At 72.9% G+C, this 23,962-nt stretch carries 25 protein-coding genes; 18 read left to right on the forward strand and 7 right to left on the reverse strand.

The genetic code is table 11. The features are described from left to right. The first annotated feature begins 13 nt into the window (after nt 1–13). Entirely contained in the window at nt 14–1,177 is a 1,164-nt protein-coding gene (locus tag LADH09A_RS27950) for an FAD-dependent monooxygenase (protein WP_238648655.1), read from the forward strand. Here LADH09A_RS27950 and LADH09A_RS27955 read toward each other — a convergent pair. Further along, the gene (locus LADH09A_RS27955; RefSeq protein WP_238648656.1) at nt 1,147–1,614 is read right to left on the reverse strand and encodes an NUDIX hydrolase; all 468 of its coding nucleotides are present in this window, start codon (nt 1,612–1,614) and stop codon (nt 1,147–1,149) included. The two genes, LADH09A_RS27950 and LADH09A_RS27955, sit on opposite strands and share 31 nt — an antisense overlap. Before the next feature lie 170 nt (nt 1,615–1,784). On the opposite strand from LADH09A_RS27955, the gene LADH09A_RS27960 reads away from it, so the two are divergent. From LADH09A_RS27960 to LADH09A_RS28035, 16 genes are all read left to right on the forward strand, one after another. Then, nucleotides 1,785–2,573: an LppM family (lipo)protein gene (locus tag LADH09A_RS27960; RefSeq protein ID WP_238648657.1), complete on the forward strand. Its 789-nt coding sequence runs from the start codon at nt 1,785–1,787 to the stop codon at nt 2,571–2,573. Nucleotides 2,574–2,719: 146 nt separating this feature from the next. Then, nucleotides 2,720–3,055: a hypothetical protein gene (locus LADH09A_RS27965; protein ID WP_030327513.1), complete on the forward strand. Its 336-nt coding sequence runs from the start codon at nt 2,720–2,722 to the stop codon at nt 3,053–3,055. Nucleotides 3,056–3,068: 13 nt separating this feature from the next. Next, nucleotides 3,069–3,677, forward strand: coding sequence for a glycine zipper family protein (locus LADH09A_RS27970; protein ID WP_238648658.1), 609 nt, complete (start codon nt 3,069–3,071; stop codon nt 3,675–3,677). Continuing rightward, entirely contained in the window at nt 3,674–4,372 is a 699-nt protein-coding gene (locus tag LADH09A_RS27975) for a carboxypeptidase-like regulatory domain-containing protein (protein WP_238648659.1), read from the forward strand. Before LADH09A_RS27970 ends, LADH09A_RS27975 begins: the two co-directional genes overlap by 4 nt. Nucleotides 4,373–4,395: 23 nt before the next feature. After that, entirely contained in the window at nt 4,396–5,655 is a 1,260-nt protein-coding gene (locus tag LADH09A_RS27980; RefSeq protein ID WP_238648660.1) for a phage tail sheath family protein, read from the forward strand. A gap of 1 nt (nt 5,656) precedes the next feature. After that, on the forward strand, nt 5,657–6,139 hold the full coding sequence (locus tag LADH09A_RS27985; RefSeq protein ID WP_179779319.1) for a phage tail protein: 483 nt from the start codon (nt 5,657–5,659) through the stop codon (nt 6,137–6,139). Beyond that, nucleotides 6,114–7,679, forward strand: a complete 1,566-nt coding sequence (locus LADH09A_RS27990; protein WP_238648662.1) for a hypothetical protein — start codon at nt 6,114–6,116, stop codon at nt 7,677–7,679. The genes LADH09A_RS27985 and LADH09A_RS27990 overlap by 26 nt, the downstream gene beginning before the upstream one ends. Next, nucleotides 7,679–8,560: a CIS tube protein gene (locus LADH09A_RS27995; RefSeq protein WP_238648664.1), complete on the forward strand. Its 882-nt coding sequence runs from the start codon at nt 7,679–7,681 to the stop codon at nt 8,558–8,560. The genes LADH09A_RS27990 and LADH09A_RS27995 overlap by 1 nt, the downstream gene beginning before the upstream one ends. Further along, the gene (locus LADH09A_RS28000; RefSeq protein WP_238648665.1) at nt 8,557–10,149 is read left to right on the forward strand and encodes a contractile injection system protein, VgrG/Pvc8 family; all 1,593 of its coding nucleotides are present in this window, start codon (nt 8,557–8,559) and stop codon (nt 10,147–10,149) included. Before LADH09A_RS27995 ends, LADH09A_RS28000 begins: the two co-directional genes overlap by 4 nt. Continuing rightward, nucleotides 10,149–10,487, forward strand: a complete 339-nt coding sequence (locus tag LADH09A_RS28005; protein WP_238648666.1) for a hypothetical protein — start codon at nt 10,149–10,151, stop codon at nt 10,485–10,487. The genes LADH09A_RS28000 and LADH09A_RS28005 overlap by 1 nt, the downstream gene beginning before the upstream one ends. Then, nucleotides 10,484–10,918: a GPW/gp25 family protein gene (locus LADH09A_RS28010; RefSeq protein ID WP_238648667.1), complete on the forward strand. Its 435-nt coding sequence runs from the start codon at nt 10,484–10,486 to the stop codon at nt 10,916–10,918. The genes LADH09A_RS28005 and LADH09A_RS28010 overlap by 4 nt, the downstream gene beginning before the upstream one ends. Next, on the forward strand, nt 10,915–13,545 hold the full coding sequence (locus LADH09A_RS28015; protein WP_238648668.1) for a putative baseplate assembly protein: 2,631 nt from the start codon (nt 10,915–10,917) through the stop codon (nt 13,543–13,545). Before LADH09A_RS28010 ends, LADH09A_RS28015 begins: the two co-directional genes overlap by 4 nt. Next, a complete protein-coding gene (locus tag LADH09A_RS28020; RefSeq protein WP_238648669.1) occupies nt 13,526–14,041 on the forward strand; it encodes a phage tail protein in 516 nt (171 codons plus the stop codon). Before LADH09A_RS28015 ends, LADH09A_RS28020 begins: the two co-directional genes overlap by 20 nt. Beyond that, the gene (locus LADH09A_RS28025) at nt 14,038–14,964 is read left to right on the forward strand and encodes a carbohydrate-binding protein (RefSeq protein ID WP_238648670.1); all 927 of its coding nucleotides are present in this window, start codon (nt 14,038–14,040) and stop codon (nt 14,962–14,964) included. Before LADH09A_RS28020 ends, LADH09A_RS28025 begins: the two co-directional genes overlap by 4 nt. Then, the gene (locus tag LADH09A_RS28030; RefSeq protein ID WP_238648671.1) at nt 14,961–15,422 is read left to right on the forward strand and encodes a hypothetical protein; all 462 of its coding nucleotides are present in this window, start codon (nt 14,961–14,963) and stop codon (nt 15,420–15,422) included. Before LADH09A_RS28025 ends, LADH09A_RS28030 begins: the two co-directional genes overlap by 4 nt. Nucleotides 15,423–15,461: 39 nt before the next feature. Next, a complete protein-coding gene (locus LADH09A_RS28035) occupies nt 15,462–16,226 on the forward strand; it encodes a hypothetical protein (RefSeq protein ID WP_238648673.1) in 765 nt (254 codons plus the stop codon). A 51-nt stretch (nt 16,227–16,277) separates the two neighbouring features. On the opposite strand, the gene LADH09A_RS28040 is transcribed toward LADH09A_RS28035, so the two are convergent. From LADH09A_RS28040 to LADH09A_RS28065, 6 genes are all read right to left on the reverse strand, one after another. After that, nucleotides 16,278–17,300, reverse strand: coding sequence for a DUF6807 domain-containing protein (locus tag LADH09A_RS28040; RefSeq protein ID WP_238648675.1), 1,023 nt, complete (start codon nt 17,298–17,300; stop codon nt 16,278–16,280). Continuing rightward, complete coding sequence (locus tag LADH09A_RS28045; protein WP_238648676.1) at nt 17,297–17,947, reverse strand: hypothetical protein; 651 nt, start codon at nt 17,945–17,947, stop codon at nt 17,297–17,299. The genes LADH09A_RS28040 and LADH09A_RS28045 overlap by 4 nt, the downstream gene beginning before the upstream one ends. Continuing rightward, the gene (locus LADH09A_RS28050; RefSeq protein WP_238648677.1) at nt 17,931–18,830 is read right to left on the reverse strand and encodes a carbohydrate ABC transporter permease; all 900 of its coding nucleotides are present in this window, start codon (nt 18,828–18,830) and stop codon (nt 17,931–17,933) included. The genes LADH09A_RS28045 and LADH09A_RS28050 overlap by 17 nt, the downstream gene beginning before the upstream one ends. Further along, nucleotides 18,830–19,813: a carbohydrate ABC transporter permease gene (locus tag LADH09A_RS28055; RefSeq protein WP_238648700.1), complete on the reverse strand. Its 984-nt coding sequence runs from the start codon at nt 19,811–19,813 to the stop codon at nt 18,830–18,832. The genes LADH09A_RS28050 and LADH09A_RS28055 overlap by 1 nt, the downstream gene beginning before the upstream one ends. Before the next feature lie 76 nt (nt 19,814–19,889). After that, on the reverse strand, nt 19,890–21,242 hold the full coding sequence (locus tag LADH09A_RS28060; RefSeq protein WP_238648678.1) for an ABC transporter substrate-binding protein: 1,353 nt from the start codon (nt 21,240–21,242) through the stop codon (nt 19,890–19,892). 19 nt (nt 21,243–21,261) lie between these two features. Then, nucleotides 21,262–22,392 (reverse strand): LacI family DNA-binding transcriptional regulator, encoded by a 1,131-nt coding sequence (locus LADH09A_RS28065; protein ID WP_238648679.1) that lies wholly within the window; start codon nt 22,390–22,392, stop codon nt 21,262–21,264. A gap of 237 nt (nt 22,393–22,629) precedes the next feature. Here LADH09A_RS28065 and LADH09A_RS28070 point away from each other — a divergent pair, with 237 nt between their 5' ends. Next, the gene (locus LADH09A_RS28070) at nt 22,630–23,958 is read left to right on the forward strand and encodes a Gfo/Idh/MocA family protein (RefSeq protein ID WP_238648680.1); all 1,329 of its coding nucleotides are present in this window, start codon (nt 22,630–22,632) and stop codon (nt 23,956–23,958) included. The last annotated feature ends 4 nt before the right edge of the window (nt 23,959–23,962 follow it).

Raw genomic sequence — 23,962 nt, forward strand, 5'->3', positions numbered from 1 at the left:
AAAGGTGGTCGACATGGATGACGCACACGCAATCGTGGTGGGCGGGGGAATCGGCGGGCTGAGCGCGGCGCTCGCCCTGCACCGGCACGGGTGGCGGGTCACCGTGCTGGAGCGCGCCGCCGAGCTGCGCGAGGTCGGCGCCGGCCTGAGCCTGATGGCCAACGCCGTGCGCGGGGTGGACAGCCTCGGCCTGGGCCCGGCTCTGCGCCGGGGTGGACACGGCGAGGCACCCGGCGGCGTCCGCAACCGGCACGGGCGGTGGCTGTCCCGGGTGGACGCCACGGAGATGGTCCGGCAGCTGGGCACCACGGCGCTCGGCGTACACCGGGCCACGCTGCACCGCACCCTGCGCGAGGCCCTGCCGGCGTCGTCCCTGCACACCAACGCCAAGGTGGAACACGTGGAGTCCGGCCCGGACCGTGCCGAGGTGCGCTACCGGGGGCCCGACGGCTCGCACACCCTCGACGCCGACCTGGTGGTCGGCGCCGACGGCCTGCGCAGCCAGGTCCGCGCCCAGCTCTGGCCACAACACCCCGGCCCGGTGTATGCGGGCTCGACGGCGTGGCGGGCGGCCATCGCGTTTCCCGACCCGGTCCCGGCCGCCATCACCTGGGGACCGGGAGCCGAGTTCGGCATGGTGCCCATCGGTGACGGCCAGCTCTACTGGTACGCGGCGCTGAACGCCCCGCCCGGCGGCCGCGCCCCCGACGAGCTGGCGGCCCTGCGGGAGCACTTCGGTGACTGGCACGCCCCCATCCCGGCGCTTCTCGCGGCAACTCCACCGGCAGCCGTCCTGCGCAACGACATCCACCACCTGGCCGTGCCGCTGCCCTCGTACGTGCGGGGACGGGTGGCGCTGCTCGGCGACGCCGCCCACCCGATGACGCCCAACCTCGGGCAGGGCGCCGGGCAGGCGATCGAGGACGCGGTGGTGCTCGGCGCCGTCTGCGCCGGTGGCGCCGAGGGGGTGCCCGCCGCCCTGGCCGCGTACGACGCGCAGCGCCGACCACGCAGTCAGGCCGTCGCCCGAGCCTCCTACGTCGCCGGGCGGTTCGGGCAGCAGCTGCACAACCCGATCGCCTTCACGATGCGGACCGCCGCGTTGCGGCTCATCCCGGCCCGGGTGGCCCTGCGCAGCATGGCCCGCTATGCGGACTGGAGCCCTCCGGCGGGTTGAGCCGGCCCCGTGGCCGTCCGGCCGGCCGTCACCGCGGCGTACTCGGGTGAGGCGAAGAACTGGGTCAGCACCTCGGCGGCGCCCGGTGTCCAGGGACGACCGTCGAGCACCTCGTCGCCGGGCACGAAGACCATCGCCGCGCCCTCACCGAGCACCACGTCCTCCTGCCGGGCGCGGGTGTGGCCGAGGAAGTAGTGCTTCACCCGGCCCAGCTCGGGCGCCGGTTGCACGGCGACCGGGCGCAGCGGCCCGTCGGCGCGCAGGCCGGTCTCCTCCCACAGCTCCCGCTCGGCGGCCTGCTCCGGCGTCTCCCCCGGCTCGCCGTGGCCGCCGGGCAGACCCCAGACGTTCGGGTGGTGCTCCGCATTGCCATCGCGCAGTTGCAGCAACAGCCGTCCGTCGGGATCCACCAGAAGCACACACGCGACAATGATCACCGGGTCAGCGTACGGCCGCCGAACAACCGTTGACGCCCCAAAGCTCCAGAATAGTCATTCGGACCGTCGTCGGGCTCAAACAAATGTGACAGCACGCCGGTACAATCGGCGACCGCCTTGTGACCGATCGCTGACTGCTGATGGTGAAAGCGATCACACACACTGAGCCCATGAACAGGAGAGTCAACCGCGGTAAGGCACTCCGCGTCGCGGTGTGCCTCGTCCTTCTCGCCGCCCTGAGCAGTTGTATGCAACTCAACATGGGTCTCACCGTCAACGCCGACGACACGGTCGACGGGCAGCTGCTGCTGACGGCCGAGAAGTCCGTGCTCAGCGTCCGGAACAAGAACATCCCGGCGGCCTTCGCGGAGCTGCGGCAGAACATTCCGGCCCTGCCGGCCGGCGAGGAGACCGGGTACGAGGACAGCAAACTCTTCGGCTCCCAGATCAGTTACCGCAAGGCACCGCTGGCGGGTTTCGACACGGAGAGCGTGAAACTGGTCCGCGACGGCGACCTGTATCGCTTCACATTGCCGCTCGACCCGAAGAAATACGGCGGAAAGGTTGCGCAGCAAAATCCGCAACAGCAGCAGGCCTTCATGAAGCTCATGTCCTTCGAGATCTCGGTGACATTTCCCGGCCGGGTGATCGACAGCAATGGCACGGTGAACGGCCGCTCGGTCAGCTGGCGGGTCGACTCCAACCAGGACAAGCCGAGCGAGCTGCGGGCCGTCGCCGAGGCGCCACCCCGACCGTCCGCCTCGGCGGCCGCCAGCGCGGAGGGCGGCGGGTTCCCGTGGCTGCTGGTCGGAGGCGGCGCGCTCCTGCTGCTGCTCCTCGCCGCGGTGGGCGTACTCCTGGTGCGTCGCCGTCAGCCCGCGACGCCGGCTGCGCCCGGTCCGACGCCGCCTGGCCCGACGCCGCCGGGCCCGCCCGTCGGCGCCCCGGGGCCCGGTTGATCCACCCGGTGGCCGGCTCCGCCGGCCACGCCCGGCCCCGGCCGCCCCCGAGACGACGGCGACCGGCCCCGGTGTTCCCCACCAGGAGCACCGAACCTCACCACCACCACATCCCGGTCGCACCATCGCAGAAAAGGGGGATCGCCATGAACGATCTCTTCACCTGGGCAGCCCTGGGGACCATCGCCGGCGCGAGCGCCGCGACCCTGCTGGCCACCAACGTCATCGGCGGGCTGATCGGCCCGAGCGGCGACAAGCTCCGCAAGTGGATCGCCATCGCCATCGCGCTGCTGCTGTCCTACGTGACGGCGGCGTTCGCCGACGACGCCGGCGGCGAGAAGTGGGTCATCGCGTTCTTCAACGCCCTGGTCATCTTCTCCGCCGCGCTCGGCGTCAACCAGTTCCCGCCCGGCAACCGGCAGGCGACGCCGACCCAGGTCGCGAGCGGTCGCGAGCCCCGAGTCTTCCGTTCCTGGGTCTGAGGGGGATGACGTCATGGTCTTCGGAATCATCAGCGCGGCAGTTCAGGTCGGTGTCGGCGCCCTGTTCGGTTTCCTCGCCGGCGGCCCGATCGGGTTGATGGTGGGCGCCGTCGTGGGCCTGCTGGTCGGCGCGGTCTTCGGCTGGGCGGTGACCTCCGCCGGGGTGTACGCGCCGGACGCGCGCGGCATCTTCCTCTTCGTCGTCGACCACACCTGGAGCCTGCTCAACACGGTCGTCGGTGCCATCTACCTGGCCGTTCACCTGGTCTTCGGGCACTCGCTGGACCGGCCCACCTCGCAGGGCAGCGGGCGGGTCAGCGTGGTGGAGGGGGTCTCGCCCCGTTACGCCACCACCATCGGCACGGTCTGCGCCGGCTCCAGCTCCGGCATCCAGCGGCACGAGGACGTGCACATCTTCCAGGGTCGCCTGCTGGGGCCGCTCTACATCCCGCTGGTGCTGGCGAACTACGTCCTGTTCACCATCGCGCCGGTGTGGCTGCTCTACCACGACCACACCAACGCCCCGATCAACCGGTTCACCCGGTACTTCGAGATCGGCGTCTACCCGCACGTGTGGAACGAGGCCATCGCGTACCGGATCCAGGGGACGCCGCCGCGATGACCACCGACGGGCGCGGACCGATCGAGACGGCCACCGCCGAGTTGGTCGCCTGGCTGACCAGCGCGGCGGGGGAAACCGTCCCGATCGGCCCGCCCCGCACCGACGGCGACGCCGCCGGGCTCACCCTCTGGCCGCTGGCGCTGCGCCCCGCCCGGCAGACCCGCTCCAGCGGCGCGGTCCGCGAGCCGTACCGGTTCACGGTCCGCTTCCTGCTCTGCGTCACCGGGCCGGCGGGGTTGCCCCGGCTGGACCGGGTGCTCACCGCCGCGACCGGCGACGGCAGCTATCCGGTCGTCCTGGAGGCTGACGAGCCCCCACTGTGGACGGCGTTCGGCTCGGCACCTCGCCCGGCGCTGCTGATCGACGTACCCGCGCAGGTGGACCACCCGACCCCGGCCGCGCCGCCGGTCCTGCAACCGTTGCGCCTGCGGCAACTCGGGGTACGCGCCCTCACCGGCCGGGTGGTCGGTCCCGAGGACCAGCCGCTGGCGGCGATGCGGGTCGAGCTACCCGGCACCGGGTCCGCCACCCGCACCGACCCGGACGGCCGGTTCCTGATCGTCGGCGTCCCGCACGACCCCGAGCACCCGGGTCCGGTCCGGCTGAGGCTGACCGGGCGCGGGCTCGTCCTCACCGCCGACGTCGACCCCACCGAACCCGAGATCGTCATCGTCTGCGCGCCACCGACCCACTGACGCCCACCCGCACAGGAGGACCGATGCCCAGCTACTTCTCCCCCGGCATCTATGTCGAGGAGGTCCCGAGCGGCGCCCGACCGATCGGCCCGGCGAGCACCAGCATCGCCGCCTTCGTCGGCATCGCACCGGACCGCTCCGCCCACCTGGGCAGGGCGGTGCCGGTCAACAACTGGACGGAGTTCCTGCGGCTCTTCGCCGGCGGTGAGCGGGTGGAGAGCACCCCGCTGGCCCGGGCGGTCTTCGGCTTCCTGGACAACGGGGGCGCCCGCTGCTGGGTGGTCAACGTGGGTGAGGGCGGCGCGATCACCGGCAGCGGGCAACGCCGCGGCGGTCTGCAACTGCTGGAGGCCGTCGACGAGATCTCCATCATCGCGGCACCCGGTTTCCACGACGTGGTGTCGCACGAGGCGCTGCTCAGCATGGCCGAGCGCACCCGCACCATGGTCGCCATCTGCGACCCGGCACCGGACATCGAGGACATCTCCGCGTTGACCCGGGTCGCCACGCCGTCCACCGGGAAACCCCCCAAGCCCGCCGAGGGTACGGGCGGCGGCTCGGGCGGCCCCGGCGGCGGCTCGGCCCAGCCGGGCGGCTCCGGTGGGCACGAGGGGGCGGCCTACCGGCCGCGGCAGTCCGAGTTCGGGGCCTTCTACTACCCCTGGCTGCGGGTCCGCGACCCGATCAGCGGCGAGTTGGAACTCACCCCGCCGAGCGGGCACCTGGCGGGCATCTGGGCCCGCACCGACGCCCTGCGCGGGGTGCACAAGGCACCGGCCAACGAACCCGTACGCGGCGCCGTCGACCTGGGCTACCTGGTCACCCGACCGGAACACGACGTGCTCAACCCCAAGGGCGTCAACGTGATCCGCTACTTCGCCGGTGAGGGCATCCGGGTCTGGGGCGCCCGTACGCTCGCCGCCGAGGCCAGCGAGTGGCGCTACCTCAACGTGCGGCGACTCAGCATCGCCATCGAGCAGGCCATCGCCAACGGCACCCGGTGGATGGTGTTCGAGCCCAACGACTTCACCCTCTGGCGCTCGATCCGGCGCGACATCGGGGCGTTCCTCACCCGGGTGTGGCGCGACGGCGCACTGCTCGGGCGCAGCCCAGAGGAGGCGTTCTTCGTCAAGTGCGACGAGGAGACCAACCCGCCGGACGTCCGCGACGCCGGCATGGTGATCGCCCACATCGGCATCGCCGTCGTCAAGCCCGCCGAGTTCGTGGTGTTCAAGCTGAGCCAGTGGGCCGGCGGCACCGAGACCGAGACGATCGGAGGCTGACATGCCCACCACCGCCACCCCGCAGCCCGGCGCCCCGGTCGACCCGTACCGGGCGTACAACTTCCGGTTACTCATCAACGGCGTCACCAACGGCCACTTCACCGAGATGACCGGGCTGGAGGTGAACATTCCCGGGCAGCCGTACCGGGAGCACGGCCTCGGCCGGATGCGGATGGTGCCCGGCCAGGCCGAGTACGAGCCGGTGACGTTGCACTTCGGGCTCACCGCCTCCCGCGAGCTGTGGGACTGGGTGAACGCCACCGCGCAGGGCACCCTCAACCGGCGCAACGTCTCGGTGGTGCTGCTCGACTCGGTCGGCACCGCGGAGGTGCTGCGCTGGAACCTGATCGACGCCTGGCCCACCCGGTGGCGCGGCGCGCACCTCAACACCCTCAGCCACGAGATCGCCATCGCCTCGTTGACCCTGCGCTACGAGGGCCTGGAGCTGGAGACCGGCGGTGCCACCGCGCCGGCACCCGCGTAGCTGGCTGGCCGGCCGGCTGCGCTCGGCCGCCGGGGCGGTGCAGCGCCTCGCCGGACGAGTCGAGCCCACCGGCCACCTCCCGCAACGGCCGTCCTCGGACGCACCGGCGGCTACGCCACGCCGCTTCGGGGAACCTCCGCGGCACTGGCTGGACCTGGTGGCCGCTCACGCTCCCGGCCTGCTGCGCGACCTGGACCTGGACGCATCCCCCACCGACGTGGGGCAGGCCCATGGCCGCGACGACCAGCAGGGCGGCCGAGCGACACCCGGCGTGGGGCCGACCCCGCCGGACGGGCCGACCCGGTGGTTCACGGCGGATCGACCCGGCCCTCCGGTCGGGGAGGCCACCCGACGCCCCGCCGGCACGGGCGGCCTGCGCGCCGCCGCCGGCAGCGGGTTCGGCGGCCTGCGCGCCGGCGGGACCGGCGACACCGCCGACCTTCGCCGGACCGACGCGCTCAGCCCGGCGGGCGGTCGTGGCCTGCGGTCATCCGGTACGCCGGGCAGTCTCGTCCTCCCGGACGGCACCACCTCGGCGGGCGACGGAGAACCCACCGGCGACTCCGGAGTGCTGGGCGACCGCTCAGCGGCCGGCAGTCCCGGGACAGCGGGCAGACACGACACGCAAGGCCAGCACGGCACCGCGGGCCAGCACGGCACCGCGCACGGCGGCGGCGGCCCAGCACCCACCGGTGGCAGGGCCCGCGGCACCGACGGCACGTCGGGTGGCCTCGGTGGGCCGCGCACGGAGGACGGGGCGCCGGACCGGTCGTGGTCAACGGGCGGGACCGTGCGATCGGGCGGCTCGGCGTTCGACAGCAGCGGTGCACTCGGCAGCGGCGGTCCGTTCGACAGCGGCGGTGCACTCGGCAGCGGCGGCGCCTCTGCCGCCGCCCGGACCTCAGGACACGGCGGGGGGAACGCCTTCGCGCCGCCGGGTCGGCGGGTGCCGGGTCGGCTGCGGGACGGTTGGCGTCTCGGCTCGCGGTTTCGACGAGGCGCGACGACCGGGTCGGTCGGACCGTTCGGACCGGCGCTACGGGGCGACACCCCTGCCGTAGGCGGAGACGGACTGCCCTTTTCCCTGTCCGTTGAGGAGTCCCCGGACGAGCCCGACCCCTCCGGTTCCCACCCCACCAGCGCCGTCGACGGCGCGGCGCGGGGTGGGCTCGCGGCGGTCGAGGTCGCCGGTTCCGGTCCGTGGCCGGCCCTGCCCGGCGAAGGGAACTGGCCCGAACGGCACGCCGGCTCACGCCTCGGACAGCACACCGGCCACGACCGCGACCAGCGCGCCGGGCACCCGGTCGGATGGCGGAACGGCGACGTCGGAAGGGTCGGGCCCTGGATCGGCGGGACGACGTGCGACCCGGGCAGCGGAGGATGGCCGGTGAGCAGGGCGTTCCCGCCGCCCGAGCGGCAGGCGCGGACCTCGGACCCGTGGCCGGCGCTGCCCGACGACGGGACGGTGTGGACGGTGCCCGGCGACGCTCTGGACGCAGCCCAGCTCGGCCGACTGGACCGGGAACAGGCGGGCGACTGATGGAACGCGTCGCCTTCCTCATCGACTCCTCCGGCGAGCGGGTGGACTGCCTGCTCAACCCGGAGACCGTGCAGGTGACCCGGCTGGCCGGCGTACGCCATCGGGGTGTCGCCGGCGGGCAGCTCACCGGGTCCGGGCTGGCCGACGACCCGTTGGTCTTCACCGGAGGCGGTCGCACCGAGCTGGTGCTCGACCTGCTGTTCGACGTCGACTTCGTCCAGGCCCAGGTCCGGCCCGCCGACGTGCGGGTGCTGACCCGTCCGCTGTGGATGCTGGCGGAGAACTCCACCGCCGAGCACGGGTGGCTGCGACCACCGCTGGTCCGCCTGGTCTGGGGCAAGACCTGGAACGTCCCCGGGGTGATCATCGCGGTGGCGGAGCGGTTCGACGCGTTCACCGGCACCGGGTCACCCCGACGCTCCTGGCTGCGACTGAAGCTGGTCCGGGCCGCCGAGACGGCCGACCAGGCGGAGGCCGGCTTCGCCGAGGAGCTGGCCGCGGCGAGCACCCCGACCGCCGCGCCGGGCAGCGCGGTGATCGCCGCCGGCGACGGCGCGGCCGAGCCGGGTCGTTCCGGCGTGCGCTTCGACCTGCTGGCCACCGACGCGCTCGGCTCGCCCCTGCGCTGGCGACTGCTGGCCGAACACAACCGGATCACCGACCCCCTCGCGGTGCCGGCCGGCACCACACTCGCCGTCCCACCACCCGGCGCCCCGGGCGGCGGATCGGTGGTGGGTGCGGTGACGGGCGCCGCGCGGGCGCTGGCCGGCGCGGTGGGCTCCGGCGCGTCGTTCGTCGGAGCGTCGGTCGCCACCGCGCCCGCCGCCTGGGGTCCGTCGGGCCCCGCCGCCACCAGCACCAACCCCGGGGGTACGCCATGACGAGCACCGCGCCCCGGGCGTTGGTCGTCCTGCTCGACGGCGTCGAGCTGGCCGGCGCGGCCCGTCAGCGGGTCCGCTCGCTGCGGGTGGCCGCGCGGCTCGACCAACCCACCCAGGCCGAGCTGGTGCTCGCCACCAGCGCCGGCACCGGCGCGTTCGACCCGGCGGCGCGCCCCGGGACGACCCTCGACGTACGGCTGGCCGATCATGCCGACGCTCTGTTCGGCGGGGAGGTCACCGCCGTGGAGGTCGAGTACGCCGCCGACGGCGCAGCGGTGCTGCGGCTGCGGGCGTACGACCCGTTGCACCGGCTGCGCAAGCGGCAGGGGTTGCGGGTCTTCACCTCGGTGACCGCCGTCGAGCTGGCCCGCGAGCTGTGCGGCGACGTGGGGCTGGAGGTGACGGCCGAGGTCGACGGTCCACGGCTGGAACGGCTGTTGCAGCACCGGCACAGCGACCTGGAGCTGCTGCGCGAGGTCGCCGGTCGGGCCGGGCTGCACCTGGCCGCCGACGGCGACGGTGTCCGGCTGGTCACCCTCGCCGGTTACGGAGAGCCGGTCGCGTTGACCCTCGGCGCGGGCGTGCACACCCTGCGGCTGTCCACCAACGCCGACCAGGCCAGCGGTGCCAGCGTGGCCCTGGGCTGGCACCCGCAGCGGGCCGAGGTGATCAGCCAGCAGGCCGACGACGCGCGCTGCGGTCGACCCGCCGGCGACCGCCCGGATCCGGCCGACGTGGGCGCCGACGGGGTGCGCACCGCCGTCGACCAGCCCGGCCGCAGCGACGACGAGTTGGCGGCGCTGGCCCAGGCACGACTGGACACCCGGGCGGCGGCGCTGGTCACCGCCGAGGGGGTGGCCGAGGGCGACCCGGCGCTGCGGCCGGGCCGGCGGATCGTCCTGGACGGTGTGCCCGACCCGGTCGCCGGGGCGTACGTGCTGACCGAGGTGGTGCACACCGTGGACGGCAACGGGCACCTGACCCGGTTCTCCACAGTGCCGCCGGTCGCCCCACCGACCCCGGCCGGCGGTGCGGTGGTCACCCTGGGCACGGTCACCGACGTCGGTGACCCGGACGGGTTGGGCCGGGTCCGCCTGACCCTGCCGGCGTACGGGGACCTGGACGCCGGCTGGCTCGCCGTGCTCTGCCCCGGCGCGGGGCGGGGCAAGGGCCTGGTGGCGCTCCCGGACCCGGAGGACACCGTGCTGGTGGTGCTGCCCGGCGGTGAGCCGGCCTCGGGCATCGTGCTGGGTTCGCTGTTCGGCGCGGTCGAGCCGTACGACGCGGGCATCGACGACGGGCGGGCGCGGCGCTGGACGCTGCGCACCGCCGGCGGGCAGTCGATCGTCGTCGACGACGTGCACCGCAGCCTGCGGCTGGCCACCGAGGGCGGCAGCTATCTGGAACTGACCCCGGACCTGGCGACGCTGCACGCGGCGTCCGACCTGGTGATCTCGGCGCCCGGCCGGGCCATGGTGGTGCGCGCCCGCAGCGTGGACTTCCTGCACGCCGAGTCGACCGAGGACCCGACGACCGCCGCGCGGCAGGCCCGGTCCCTGGCCCGCGCCCACCACGAAGGAGGCGGCTGATGCGCTGGATCCACCGTGACTCCGTGATCACCTGCGACCACGACGGGCGGGTCGAGAACCGGCCCTCGCAGCAGTGGGTGACGGTCACCGCCGTACCCGTGCTGGTGGACGACGACCCGGAGGGCCGCGACATCAAGGCCTGCCCCAACTACGGTCCGACGATCAAGCCGTGCGGCAAGACGGTGAACGTCCGGGTCGGCTACAGCGACTGGCTGCGGATCGACGGGCACCGGGTGGTGCTGTCGCACCTGGAGGGGTTCACCGACGGCACACCGCCGGGGCTGGTCCACCACACGGTGCGGGACCCGCGCCAGCGGTTCCTGGGGGCGGACCGGTGAGGGCCTTCCGCTTCGTCGGCGCCGGCTTCGACGCCGGCCGTGGGGGCGGGTTGGCGCTCACCGCGGCCGGCGGCCTGGCGATGACCGAGGGCGACGAGAGCGTACGGCAGGCGTTGTTCCTGCTCCTGTCGACCACGCCCGGCGAACGGCTGATGCGACCCGGGTACGGCTCCCGGTTGCACCGGTTGGTCTTCGCGCCCAACGACGACACCACGGCCGGCCTGGCCATCCACTACGTCCGGCAGGCCATCGCCCGCTGGGAGCCGCGGGTCGAGGTGATCGACGTGGACGCCGGGCCGGACGCGGACGACGCGTGGCGGCTGGTGATCCGGCTCGACTACCGGGTGCGGGCCAGCCTGACACCCGGGCAGCTGGTCTTCTCCGTGGACCTGCTCCCGGTCGACGAACCCGCGCAGGAGGGACCCTCATGACGCTGCCCGTGCCGCATCTGGACGACCGCGGCTTTCTCGACCTGGTCACCGAGGCCCGGGAACGGATCCGGCAGTCCTGCCCGGAATGGACCGACCTGTCGGCGCACGACCCCGGCATGGCACTGGTGGAGGCGTTCGCGCACCTCACCGAGGTGATGATCTACCGGCTGAACCAGTTGCCGGAGAAGGCGTACGTCTCGTTTCTGAATCTGCTCGGGGTCTCCCGGCACGCGCCCACCGCGGCCTGGGCGGACGTCCGGTTCACCCGCAGCGGCACCGACCGCGGCGCGCTCCGGGTCCCGGCCGGTCTGCGGGTCGCGGCGGCCCGGGGCGCCGACCCCCGGCCGGTCGTGTTCGTCACCACCGAACCGGCGCTGCTGAGCGCCGGCGAGGAGTCGGTGACGGTACGGATGCACCACTGTGAGCCGGTCGACGCGGAGTTGCTCGGCGTGGGCACCGGCCAGCCGGGTCAGGTGCTGCGGGCCGCCCACGCCCCGCTGACGCACACCGCCGAGGCGCTGGACCTGCTGCTCGGCGTTGAGGTGCCGGCCGGCACGGTGGAGCTGGGCGCGGCGGCCCGCGAGTACGACGGCCGCACCTTCGAGATCTGGCGACCGGTGGACAGCTTCGCCGGGCTCGGGCCACAGTCCAAGGCGTACCTGGTGGACCGCTGCTCGGGGACCGTCACCTTCGCCCCCGCCCTCGACCTGCGACCCCCCGAGGCCCCGGCGAGCGGGCCGGCGGCGGTGACCGTCGCGGCCGTGCCGCCGGCCGGCCGGCAGATCCGGCTCTGGTACCGCGCCGGTGGCGGGCCCACCGGCAACGTGGCGGCGGGCACCCTGACCAGCCTGCGCGACCCCCTGCCCGGCGTACGCGTCGACAACCCGGCGCCGGCTGCCGGCGGCCGGGAGATGGAGGCGCTGGAGTCGGTGCTGCTGCGCGGCCCGTACGAGTTCTTCGCGCAGCAGCGGGCGGTCACCGCGCGCGACTTCGAGGTGCTCGCCACCAGCTCCGGAGCGGTGGCGAGGGCCCGGGCGTTCACCCGCGCGGCGGTGTACAGCTTCGCCCGGCCCGGCGAGGTCGAGGTGGTGCTGGTCCCGTACGTGCCGCCGACGGCCCGCCCCGGCGGCCGGCTGCCGGTGGCGGTGCTGCGCGAGCACGAGGTGCCCGAGGCGCGCCGTCGGGTCGAGGCTGACCTGGAGGAACGCCGAATGGTCGGCATCCGGTCCCGGGCGACCTGGGCCCGCTTCAAGGCGGTGTCGGTGCGAGCCCGGGTGGTGGTCCGGCGCGAGGAGGACGTGGACGCGGTCCGCAGCCGGATCCACGACCGGCTGCACCAGACGTTGAGCCCGCTGCCGACCGCGCTCAACCCGACCGGCTGGCCGTTCGGCGAGCCGCTGCGGGCGTCCAACGTGTACCGGCTCTTGGAGCACGCCGAGCCGGGGGTGCGCTACGTCGAGTCGGTGCGGTTCGTGGTCGACGAGGCGCCCGACGGGGAGGTCCGCGCCCTCGCCGTCGACCAGTACCAGCCCCGCACCTGGTATGCCGGCCGCGGCCCGGTGCTGTTCCGCTCCAGCAACGGCGGCGCGGGGTGGGAGCCGGCCGGCCGGTTCGACGGCGAGACGGTGCTGCGGGTGGCGCCCGCGCCCGCGCCGGTGCGGCCGGGCATCGTCGCGCGCCCCGGCTCGGTGGCCGTGGTGACGCTGCGCGCCTCCGGCGGCTCCCGGGTGCACCTGAGCACCGACCTGGGCGAGACGTGGTCGCTGCTCACCGACCTGGACGCGCGGATCTCCGACCTGGCCTGGCTGGACCGCGACGGCGCGGGGGCGCTGCTGGTGGCCACCGACACCGGCCTGTACGAGGTGTCGTTGCTGCCCGGGGCGGTGCCGTTGCAGATCCTGGTCGACCCGTCGGACGCCGACCGGGGCTTCTACGCGGTGCGCGCGTTCGTCTCGGAGCGTGGCGCGCCGGGTGTGGCGGTGGCCGCGCAGGCCGGATTCGGGGTCTACCTGTCGACCTCCGGCGGCAGACCTGGCACCTTCACCCACGTCGGCTTGTCCAACGTGGACAACCGGGTCCTCGCCGTGCAGTACGACGGCCCGGCCACCCTGCTGTGGAGCGGCGCCGGTGAGCCGGACCCGAAGAAGCCCGGCCAGGGCTGCCACCGCACGCGGCTGTTCGAGTCCGACGTGAAGTGGCAGACGATGCAGGCCGGCTGGTTCGGCGGCACCTGCCGGGACGTGGCGTTCGCCGGGCCGCTGGCGGTGGCGGCCACGCAGAGCGGCGGGGTGCTGCGGCTGGACACCCTGGCCGCGCAGCCGCAGTGGCAGGCGGTGTCGGTCAACTGCGGCCTGCCGCTGCGCGACCGGACCCGTTTCGTGCCGGTCGACGCCATCGCCGTGAGCGGGCCGACGGCCGGCGGCGCGGCCGGTGGGCCCGGTGCGGCCGAGCGGCTGATCCTGGCCGGCGGCGAGCGCGGCGTGTTCCGCAGCGCCGGGGCGGTCGACTGGACGCCCAGCGCCAACCAGGCCACCGCCGACGTGGTGACCGTCCCGGATACCTGGCTGCTCTGCTCCGGCGAGCACGACATCGAGGTGGTGCGCCAGGATGCGACGCTCGGCGATTGAACGGCTGCTGCCCGCCGCCTACCAGCGGGCCTGCGTGCCCGGCAGCGTGCTCTGGACGCTGCTGGACGTGATGGAGGCGCTGCACGCCCCGGACGAGGCGATCCTCGCCGAGGTGGACGCGCTGTTCGACCCGTACCGGGCGCCGGACGGGCTGGTCGTGCGCCTGACGCGCTGGGTGGCGATGGACCACGTGGTGGCCTCGCCCCGACCGGACACCCCCCTGCCGCTGCCGGTGGGTCGACTACGTGACCTGGTGGCCAACGCCGCGCTGCTGGCCCGCTGGCGCGGCACCCCGTACGGGATGCGACGCGCTCTCGAACTGGCCACCGGGTTGCCGGGCTTCGCCATCGACGAACCCGACGACAGGCCCTTCCACGTCGTGGTACGGGTGCCGGCCGCCGCCGCCGGCCAGCTGACCGTGATCACCCGCATCGTCGAGGCGGAGAAACCCGCCTCGACCACCGTCGAGATCGTTCTCGAAGAGGAGTCGTCATGACCACCGAGTGGGCGGTCGTCGCCGCCGCCGAGCAGTTCACCCTCGACCCGCGCAACAGCGGCGAGCTGACGTTCACCGTCTCCAACCCGGGCACCGCACCGGACACCGTGGTGTTCGACGTGGCCCCCGGTGACGGCTCCCAGCGGTCGTGGTTCACCGTGGCCGAGCCGCAGCGGGTGGTCCCCGGGCAGGGCTCGGTGTCGTTCCTGGTCACGCTCGCCGTACCCGCCGGCACCCCGCCCCGGCGCTACGACATGACCGGGTTCGCGTACTCGGCGAACACCGCGCCGGAGGAGAGCTCCCGCTCCAGCGGCCGGGTCACCTACGAGGTACGGGCGGTCGCGCCGCCACGGCGTACGCCGTGGTTGTGGATCGCCGCGGCGGTGGCGTTGGTGCTGGTGGTGGTGACCGTGGGGGTCGTCCTGCTGACCCGGGACGACTCGGCCCCGGGTGAGCCGCGGGTGGTCACCGTCGAGGCGGAGAGCCTGGTGGACGGGGCGACGGTCGAGTCACCGGCGAAGAGCGGCGCGACGGTTGCCGCTCAGGCCAACTGCTGCGCGGTGGTCTGGTCCGGGGACAGGCAACTCTTCTTCCAGGGGTTGGCCATCGGCGACAAGGTGACGGTGACGGTGCAGATCCCGGCCGACGGCACCTGGCGGTTCGCCACCGTCCGCACCACCTCCTTCGACTACGCCAACACCGTCTTCACCATCGACGGCAACCAGGTCGGCGGCACGTTCCTCGGCTTCACGCCGAAGGTGCAGAAGACGGAGTTCCTGGACGTCGGCACGGTCCGGCTCACCAGGGGACCGCACCAGGTCACGCTGCTGGTGGTCGGCAAGACGCAGGGCACCAACCGTTACTTCGCCGGTGTCGACACGATCCGGTTCAGCGAGGTCGTGGCGCAGGCCGTGACGCGATGAGCGGCCGGCAGAAGGCGCTGCTGGGGCTGCTGGCCGTCGCGCTGGTGGCGTTGTTCGTGGTCGCGGTCGGCGCGGGCCGCGGCGACCGGGGTGACCCGGGTGCCCGGCACGGGTTGGTCGACCGGTTGGGTGCTCTGGGCGCCGAGCGGGCCGCGGTGGACCCGGCCACGGTCAGCGCCGACTGCCTTGCGGAGCCCGGCCGGCTGGTCTTCTCCGGCGGCTGCGTGCTGCGGGTCGCCGACCCCGGCGGGTTGCGCACCCTCGTGCTGCGCAGCACGGCCCGGTTCACCGTCGTCGCACCGGCGCCGGGGGACGCCGACCTGACCATCCGCGACGAGGTCGAGCCGGCACCGGACGGCACCGGCGCGGTCGCGAAGGTCGCCGTCGACCAGGCCACCGAGGTCGGTGTGCGCTGTCCCGGGCTCGGTTCCTGCACGGTCGTCGTGGCCACGTCCTGACCCGGTTCGTCGGGGCCCGAAATCGAGAGGAGTGCCGCCGTGGGTGACCTGCGCAAGCCGTTCCTGCTGCTGGCCATGCTCGCCATCGTCCTGGCGATCAGCGTGGAGTTGGGTGCCGGGCTGCTGCTCGGCGGCGCCGACGCCGGGGCGGCCCTGGCGGACAGCGCCGGAGCGCTGGACGTGGAACTCGACGACGTGTCCGGGGTCAGCGAGCCGTCCGGTCGGGGCACCGGCTATCTCGCGTTGATCGACGCGGTGGCGGTCTGGAGCACCGCCCTGTTCTGCCTGGGCCTGCTCCTGCCCGAACGCGTCCAGGGCCGGGTACAGGGCGTCGCCGGCCTGATCTTCTCGATCATCCTGATCATCGTCGGGCTGGTCGCGCTGGTCATCGCGTTCGTCGAGCTGATGATCATGGTGTCGCTGTTCCTGGCCGTCCCGTTCGGCACCCTGGCGTACCTGGCCCTGTGGGGGTTCTTCCCGGTCGGCGAGGCGGCGGTGCTGCTCGGGCTGGTGCTGCTGCTCAAGCTCGTGTGGGCCGGGCTGCTGGTGCTGGCCCAGCCGCGCTTCCTGCAGAACAAGGGTCTCGTCCTGCTGATCCTCACCACCCTGCTGTGCACGGTCGTGCTGGAGTTCCTGCACAACCTCGTGCCGGTGATCCTGGTCAGCATCGTCGACGACGTGGCGGCGCTGGTCTTCGCGGTCATCGCGATCATCTGGGGGCTGGTGCTGCTGATCGGCTCGATCCCGGCGATCGTCAAGGCCATCCGGGTGACCGCCGCCCTGCCGGCCCGCACACCGCGTTGACCATGAAGTTGTTGCCACTCGCAGCGGCGTGTCAGGGCAACAACTTCATGATCAACGCGTTTCGAGGGCCAGGGTCGCGGCGGTGGCGCGGTCGAGGGCGCCGTCGGCGATCACCACCGCGTGACGACCTCGGCGCTTGGTGCCGGCCGCGATGGTGACCGGCCGCTCGAACGCGAAAGCCACCCCCACACCGGGATACATCGCGGCCCGTGTGAACCACCGGTCGCCGGTCCCGAGACCGCTGAAAACCAGGGTGTACGCCCGACCGCCCGGCCCGGTGCCGCGCAGCGCGACCCAGGGCTCGGTGGAGCCGTTGACCGCCTCCTCCCCCGTCGCCGAGGCGCTGAACACCGACGCCGGTTCGGCCGAGACCGCCCGCCAGAAGAACCCGCCGTAGCCGGCGCCGCCGGGGCGGCCGTTGGTGGCCGGGCTGCCCAGCCGCACGTCCTGCCCGGCCGGGGCGCTCAGCGTGTAGTCCACGTCCAGCCGCCAGGCCGACACCTCCCCGGCCGGCCCCTGGGTGGTCAGCGCAACGGCGGCCAGCTGGCGGTGCTCGGTGAGCAGCACCCGACCGGCCGGGTCGCGCCACCGGAGGTCGTGCGTGTACCGGCCCGGGGACCGCTCGACGTCGCCGACGTGCGCGATCCGCCCGTGGTCGTCGCGCCAGGTGTAGCCGACGTCGCGCACGTAGGTGCGCCCACCCCAGAGGTTGGTGCCGTTGACGTCCTGCACGGCCAGGGAGGCCCCGAGGTGCCACACGTGGTCGGCGGGGAGCGCGTCGGTGACCACCGTGCCGCCCAGGGTGCGCACCGGGTGCAGGTACGGCCGAGGCCCGTGCCGGGCGTCCAACGCCGGGTCGAGCACGTACCGGGCCACCTCCGTCCCGCCCACCAGCAGGCGGACGGGCTCGTCGGTCGTGGTGGCCGCGTCGGGCTCGTCGGTCGTGGTGGCCGCGTCGGGCTCGTCGGTCGTGGTGGCCACGTCGGGCTCGTCGGTCGTGGTGGCCACGTCGGGCTCGTTGGTCGTGGTGGCCGCGCCGGGCCCGGCGGCCCGGGCCGGACGGTCGGCGGTCACGGCAGCTCCGGGTGGGCGGGGATCGGCGCGGCGCCCGTCGCGAACCGCTGGCGGCCGGCGACGGCGTGCAGGGCGGCCACGGTGTAACCGGCGAGGATCGGCACCGCGACCGGGGTGACCAGCACCGCCAGCAGCCCGGCCAACGCGGTGACGCCGGTGAGCGCGGCCCAGCGGGTGGGCGCGTCGAGGCAGGCGCGGGCGGCGGAGCGGGCCGCCGCCCGCCACCGCCCGCCCCCGTTGCCGCCCACCTCGACCACGACCAACCCGGCGTACCCGGCCAGGCCGGCCGCGACCAGTGCCGTCACCAGCAGCGCCACCGGACCGCCCGGCACCCGGCCGGTGGCCAGCGCCGCCAGGTCGGCGGCCAGCAGCCCGGCCACGGTGAGCGCGAGCAGGCTGACCGGCACGCCGGGCAGAACCGATCGCCCGAACCGGCGCGCTGTCGTCCGCGCCGACGGCCAGCTGCCGGTCCGCGTCCAGGTGTGCACCGCCGCGCTGGCCGTGCCGACCGCCGCCGCCGCCGTGACCAGCGGAACCGCCGCCAGCACCAGCAGGATGCCGAGCAGCGCCAGGTCGGCGGCGTCGCGGGCGACGTCGCGCCAGTCCCGCCGCTCGCCGGCCTCCTCGGGTTCAACCCTTGATGCCACTGGTGTTGATCCCCTCGACGAGCATCCGCTGGAACGCGACGAAGAACAGGAAGACCGGCAACAGCGACAGCACCGACATGGCGAACATCGGCCCCACCGCGCTCTGGCTGGTCGAGTCGATGAACAGCGTCAACGCGACCGGCACGGTGTAGTCCTCCAGTTGGGACAGGAAGACCAGTTGGCGGAAGAAGTCGTTCCAGGTCCAGATGAACGAGAAGATCGCGGTGGTGACCAGCGCCGGGCGGCTCAGCGGCAGGATGATGTGCCGGAAGATGCCGTACGGGCCGGCGCCGTCGATCCGGGCCGCCTCGTCCAGCTCGCGCGGCACGCCGCGCATGAACTGCACCATCAGGAAGACGAAGAACGCCTCGGTGGCCAGGAACTGCGGGATGAGCAGGGGCAGGTACGGCCAGTCGCCGCCGACCAGCCCCAACGTCCGGAACAGGATGTACTGCGGCACGATCAGGACGTGCTGGGGCAGCAGCAGCGTGCCGATCATGACGGCGAACCACATGCCGCGCAGCCGGAACCGCAGCCGCGCGAAGGCGTACGCGGCCAGCAGGCAGGAGAGCCCGTTGCCGACGACGGTGAGCAGGCTGACCATCGCGCTGTTGAGGAAGAACCGCCCGAAGCTGACGTCGAAGTTGGACCACCCGGCGGTGTAGTTGCCCGGGGTGAACCGCTCGGGCAGCAGCCCGAGGTTGTTGACGATCTCCTCCTGGGACTTCACCGAGGTCCCGATCATCCAGAACAGCGGGTAGAGCACCACGGCGACGATCGCCACCAGGATGAGCAGTCGCAGCACCGGACGGCCGCCGGGCCGTCGGCGCGCGTTCGGCGGCGCTGCGGTCGGCGCCACGTCGGTCGGGGTCACCGTCACCATCACCGGTCCTCCCCGTCGGAGTAGTGCACCCAGAACCGCCCGGTGCTGAAGAAGATCGCGGTGATCACCGCGATGGCCAGCAGGAACACCCAGGCCATCGCCGAGGCGTAGCCCATGTCGAGCTCGGTGAAGCCGGTGATGTAGAGGTTCAGCGTGTACATCAGGGTGGAGTCGACCGGGCCGCCGGTGCCGTTGCTGAGCACGAACGCCGCGGTGAAGCCCTGGAAGCCGTTGATGGTCTCCAGCACCAGGTTGAAGAAGATCACCGGAGAGAGCATCGGCAGGGTGACGTTGCGGAACTGCCGGAACCGGCCGGCGCCGTCGACGGAGGCGGCCTCGTACAGCTCGGTGGGCACCTGCTTCAGACCCGCCAGGAAGATCACCATCGGTGCGCCGAACTGCCAGATGGCCAGCACCATCAACGTTTCGAGGGCCCAGTCCGGGTCGTTGACCCACGGCTTGCCCTGGATGCCGAAGAGGCTCAGCAGCGAGTTGAACGCGCCGTCGCGGTTGAACATGTTGACCCAGACGATGGCCAGCGCGACGCTGCCGCCGAGCAGCGACGGCAGGTAGAACAGCCCGCGGAACACCCCGACCCCACGCCAGGCGCGGTTGAGCAGCAGCGCCACACCGAGCGCGGCGGCCAGCTTCAGCGGCACCGCGATCAGCGCGAAGGTCAGGGTCACCCGCACCGCGTGCCAGTACGACGGGTCGGCGGTGAACATCCGTTCGTAGTTGGCCAACCCCACCCACTGGACCTCGGAGAAGGGGGTGAGGATGTCGTAGTTGGTGAAGCTCAGGTAGAGCGACAGCAGCATGGGGACCGCCGTGACACCCATCAGGCCGATGAGCCACGGCGACAGGAAGACGTACCCCGCCAGACCTTCGCTGTGCCGGAAGCGCCCGGGCCCACGCCTCTCGGTGTGGGCCCGAACGGATCCGGGGCCGCGTCGGGTCGGGTCGGGCGCCGTGGTCAACGCCACGAACAGCTCCTCTCCTCGCGTCGGGTCGGTGCCGAAGTTCCCGGCCGGGAACTTCGGCACGGACCCCGGGGGGCGGTCAGGCGATGGCGGACTTGCACGCCTCGATGAACTGGGTCGCGGCCTGGGCGGTGGTGGCCCTGCCGTACTGCGCGTTCTCGGCAGCCTTGATCAGCTCGGACCGCACCTTGCTGTGTCCCTTGATCGGCACCTGCGGCGACTTGCCGAACTTCTGGGTCAGCTCGGCCTCGACGGCGATGGACTGCTTCATGGCCGGGTCGGTGGTGTCGTCGCTGACCACGCGGCGCAGGTCCTGGTTGGACGGCAGCCCTCGATCGGTGCCGAGCAGCTTGACCGCCTCCTGGTCGTTGTTCAGGAAGTTGATCACGTCGACTGCGACGTCCTTGTTCTTGCTGCCCTTGAACACCGACCAGTACATCGAGGCCCGGGCCCACTGCGCGCTCGGGTCACCCGGGTAGGCGACCACGCCCAACTCGTCCTTGGTGTTCTTCTTCAGGTCCGGCATCTGGTTGGCCCAGACCCAGGAGGTCGCCGACTTGCCGGTGACCACCAACTGCTTGGTGATGTCGCTGGAGTTGCCCTCGTGGATGACGTCGGCGGTGGGGGTGGCCTTGCGGTCCCGGGCGCCCTTCCACAGGTCGAACCACCTGGTCACGTCCTCGGCGGTGAAGCCCAGCTCGGAGCCCTTGTAGAGGTCCTTGCCCTGCTGCCGGAGCCAGACCCAGAAGGCCTTGTAGTCGGCGCTCGGGTCCTGCGTGCCGGGCACCTTGGTCTTGGCGGTGACCTGCTCGGCCCAGGCGATGTGCTCCTCCCACGACATTCCGGTGGTGGGCTCGGGCAGGTTGTTCTTGGTCAGCAGCGTCTTGTTGTAGACGAGACCCTGGGTGTTCTCCCCGGCGGCCAGCCCGGCGAGCTTGCCGTCGACCACGCCGTACTGCCGGAGGCTCTCGGGGAACTTGGAGGTGTCCAGCTTGCCGGACTTCTGGTACGAGGTCAGATCGAGCGTGGTGTTGCGGGCCGCGTACTCGGCCAGGTAGTTGTCGTCGATCTGGAACAGGTCCGGTGGGTTGCCGCCGGCGGTGAGGGTGGCCAGTTTGTCGAAGTAGCCCTGGTTGGCCTGCCAGGTCTTCTCGAACGTCACGTTCGGGTGCTTCTTGGTGTAGAGCGCGAGGGCGTCCTCGGTCAGCTTGGCCCGGGCGTCGCCGCCCCACCAGAAGATGGAGAGCTTGACCGGGGCGTTCGGGTCGGCGGCGCCGCCGCCGTCGTCGTCTCCGCAGGCAGCGGCCCCGAACATCAGCGGCGCGGCGACCGTCACGGCGAGCAGGCCGCGCAGCAGGCGCCGCCGAGGCAGCGCGGTACGGTGATTGCGCCCGGCAGGCGCGTTAGTGGTGGGGGGCGTTGCGGGGTGCATGTGCGCTCACTCCTCGGCATTAGGAGGCGACGGCGTCACCGGTGGCCGCGGTCGGGATGCCCGGGCCCGCAGGGCAATGCGGGTCCGGGCCACGCGGCGCGGCCAGGGGACGTGCCGGTCGGGCGTACGGGCCCGGGCCGGTCGAGTCGCGGATGACCAGGTCGGTCTGGAGCATTACCTGTGCGGTGGTACGACGGACGCCGAGCGCCGTGCCGGCACCGAGCCCTCGCGCGCCGCGCGGTGACTCGGAGTCCTGTTGCAGCAGCATGTCGACGGCCGTCCGGCCGGCGGCCCCGGTGGGTGTGGCCACCGTCGTCAGTTTGGGGCGGGTGAGCCGGCTCAGGGTGATGTCGTCGACCCCGACGACGCTCACCTCCTGCGGCACCCGCACCCCGAGCGCGTCCAGCCCCTCGATGAGGCCGATCGCCATCAGGTCGTTGTAGGCGAGCACGGCCGACACACCGCTGCGCCGCACCTGCTCGGCGATGGCGGAGCCGCCGGTCTCGGTCGGTGCGTTCGGGCCGAGCAGGGTCAGCTCCGCGCCACCGGCTCGGGCGGCCGTGCCGGCGGCGCGGCGCATCTCCCGGTTGGTCCACGAGCTGCGCGGGCCACCGAGCAACGCGATGCTGCGGTGCCCCAGGCCGATGAGGTGCTCGATCGCTGCCCGGGCACCCTGCCCGACGTCCATCAGCACGCAGGGCAGGCCGGTCACCTGTCGGTTGACGACCACCAGCGGCACCTCACGGCTGAGCTGCTCGATGAGGCTGTTGCTCATCCGAGGACTGCACAGCAGCACCCCGTCCACCTGCTTGGCCAGCGCGTGGACCAGCTCCTCCTCGGCGGTCGGATCCTCGTTGGTGTCGGCCACGAAGACGTGGTAGTCGCGGTGGCGGGCCTGACTCTCCGCCGCCTTGATCAGTGGTGGGAAGAACGGGTTCGCGATGTCCGCGATGATCAGCCCGATGTTGTGCGTACGCCCGGTGATCAGCGCCCGGGCGGCCCGGTTCGGCCGGTAGCCCAGATCCTCCGCGCAGGCGAGCACCCGGACCCGGGTCTCCGGGTTGACCAGGTGCGGAGCGGAGAAGGTGCGGGACACGGTGGAGATGTGCACACCGGACGCCCGAGCGACGTCCCGGATGGTGACTGGCACGGCGGCCCCTTCGTCCGATGTGGTGGTGGTCACGTAGGTGTGGCCATTAATGCAAACGGTTGCGCCAGTGTCAACGGTGGATGGTTACGGCTTTGTTGCACCCACACTCCCCTTGGTCACCTGCCACCCCACAAACAGGGATATTTGCCGCTGATTGCGTCACCGTCGTTGACGCAGTCGGATCGATCGTGATTACTTCACTGCAAACCTTTGCAGGATCACCGGGGAGGCGACCGCATGTCACCGAAAGTCGACGGCCGGGTCCGGTACGCCGTCGTGGGCACCGGCGCCCGGGCGGAGATGTTCGTCCGCGCCCTGGTGCTCGACCACGCCGACACCACCGAGCTGGTCGCCTTCGCCGACGTCAACCAGGCCCGGATGGACGCGCACAACCGCTGGCTGGCCGAGCTGGGCCACCGCCCGGTGCCCACGTACCCGGCCGGCGACTTCGCGGCGATGCTCGACAAGGAACACGTCGACGTCGTCCTGGTCACCAGCGTGGACGTCACCCACGACGAGTACGTGGTGGCCGCGCTGCGCGCCGGGCGAGAGGTCGTCACCGAGAAGCCCATGACCGTGGACGCGCCGCGCTGCCGGCGGATCCTGGACGCGGTGACCGAGACCGGTGGCCGGGTGACGGTCGCGTTCAACTACCGCTACAACCCGCTGCACGAACAGGTCCGCCGGCTGCTCGCCGAGGGCGCGGTCGGCGAGATCGGTTCGGTGCACTTCGAGTGGCTGCTCGACGTACGCCACGGCGCCGACTACTTCCGCCGCTGGCACCGCGACAAGGCCACCTCCGGCGGGCTGATGGTGCACAAGGCCAGCCACCACTTCGACCTGGTCAACTGGTGGCTGGCCGCCACCCCGGTCGAGGTGTACGCGGCCGGCCGGCTCTTCTTCTACGGCGAGGACGGCCGCCGGCACGGCTACGCCCGTGACTACGACCGGGCACACGGCTCCCCCGCCGCCGCCGACGACCCGTTCGCGCTGCGACTCGACGCCCACCCCCGTCTGCGCGAGCTGTACCTCGACGCCGAGACCGAGGACGGCTACCAGCGCGACCGCAACGTCTTCGCCCCCGGCGTCAGCATCGAGGACGACATGGCGGTGCTGGCCCGCTACTCCACCGGCGCCACGATGACCTACCACCTCACCGCCTACGCTCCCTGGGAGGGTTACCGGGTGATGGTCAACGGCAGTCGGGGCCGGCTGGAGCTGGAGGTCACCGAGAACGACTTCGTCGACCGGGGCACCGCCGGCGCGGTCAAGGGCGCCGCCCTGCACGGCACCGAGGCGCCGGCCGAGGGCGGTGGTGCCACGCTCACCCTGCGCCCGTTCTGGCAACCACCCCGACAGATCCCCGTCGAGGGTCGCAGCCGGCACGGCCACGGTGGCGCGGACGCCCGGATGACCGGGGTGCTCTTCGGGGGTCAACCCGACCCCCTCGACCGCGCCGCGACCGCCGACGACGGCGCGTTGGCCCTGCTCACCGGCCTGGCGGCCAACCGTTCCTTCGAGACCGGTCAACCGGTCCGGGTCGCCGACCTGCTCACCCCCCGCTGACCTG

The sequence above is a fragment of the Micromonospora cabrerizensis genome (assembly GCF_022230955.1).
Classification (GTDB): Bacteria; Actinomycetota; Actinomycetes; order Mycobacteriales; family Micromonosporaceae; genus Micromonospora; species Micromonospora cabrerizensis.

What these genes read in the sequence shown, in the direction of transcription:
- LADH09A_RS28000 (WP_238648665.1), top strand. Translation starts at nt 8,557, where the DNA reads ATGACGAGCACCGCGCCCCGGGCGTTGGTCGTCCTGCTCGACGGCGTC.
- LADH09A_RS28005 (WP_238648666.1), top strand. Translation starts at nt 10,149, where the DNA reads ATGCGCTGGATCCACCGTGACTCCGTGATCACCTGCGACCACGACGGG.
- LADH09A_RS28025 (WP_238648670.1), top strand. Translation starts at nt 14,038, where the DNA reads ATGACCACCGAGTGGGCGGTCGTCGCCGCCGCCGAGCAGTTCACCCTC.
- LADH09A_RS28015 (WP_238648668.1), top strand. Translation starts at nt 10,915, where the DNA reads ATGACGCTGCCCGTGCCGCATCTGGACGACCGCGGCTTTCTCGACCTG.
- LADH09A_RS27960 (WP_238648657.1), top strand. Translation starts at nt 1,785, where the DNA reads ATGAACAGGAGAGTCAACCGCGGTAAGGCACTCCGCGTCGCGGTGTGC.
- LADH09A_RS28070 (WP_238648680.1), top strand. Translation starts at nt 22,630, where the DNA reads ATGTCACCGAAAGTCGACGGCCGGGTCCGGTACGCCGTCGTGGGCACC.
- LADH09A_RS27975 (WP_238648659.1), top strand. Translation starts at nt 3,674, where the DNA reads ATGACCACCGACGGGCGCGGACCGATCGAGACGGCCACCGCCGAGTTG.
- LADH09A_RS28020 (WP_238648669.1), top strand. Translation starts at nt 13,526, where the DNA reads ATGCGACGCTCGGCGATTGAACGGCTGCTGCCCGCCGCCTACCAGCGG.
- LADH09A_RS27985 (WP_179779319.1), top strand. Translation starts at nt 5,657, where the DNA reads ATGCCCACCACCGCCACCCCGCAGCCCGGCGCCCCGGTCGACCCGTAC.
- LADH09A_RS28030 (WP_238648671.1), top strand. Translation starts at nt 14,961, where the DNA reads ATGAGCGGCCGGCAGAAGGCGCTGCTGGGGCTGCTGGCCGTCGCGCTG.
- LADH09A_RS28050 (WP_238648677.1), bottom strand. Translation starts at nt 18,830, where the DNA reads ATGGTGACGGTGACCCCGACCGACGTGGCGCCGACCGCAGCGCCGCCG.
- LADH09A_RS27980 (WP_238648660.1), top strand. Translation starts at nt 4,396, where the DNA reads ATGCCCAGCTACTTCTCCCCCGGCATCTATGTCGAGGAGGTCCCGAGC.
- LADH09A_RS27995 (WP_238648664.1), top strand. Translation starts at nt 7,679, where the DNA reads ATGGAACGCGTCGCCTTCCTCATCGACTCCTCCGGCGAGCGGGTGGAC.
- LADH09A_RS27970 (WP_238648658.1), top strand. Translation starts at nt 3,069, where the DNA reads ATGGTCTTCGGAATCATCAGCGCGGCAGTTCAGGTCGGTGTCGGCGCC.
- LADH09A_RS27965 (WP_030327513.1), top strand. Translation starts at nt 2,720, where the DNA reads ATGAACGATCTCTTCACCTGGGCAGCCCTGGGGACCATCGCCGGCGCG.
- LADH09A_RS28060 (WP_238648678.1), bottom strand. Translation starts at nt 21,242, where the DNA reads ATGCACCCCGCAACGCCCCCCACCACTAACGCGCCTGCCGGGCGCAAT.
- LADH09A_RS27950 (WP_238648655.1), top strand. Translation starts at nt 14, where the DNA reads ATGGATGACGCACACGCAATCGTGGTGGGCGGGGGAATCGGCGGGCTG.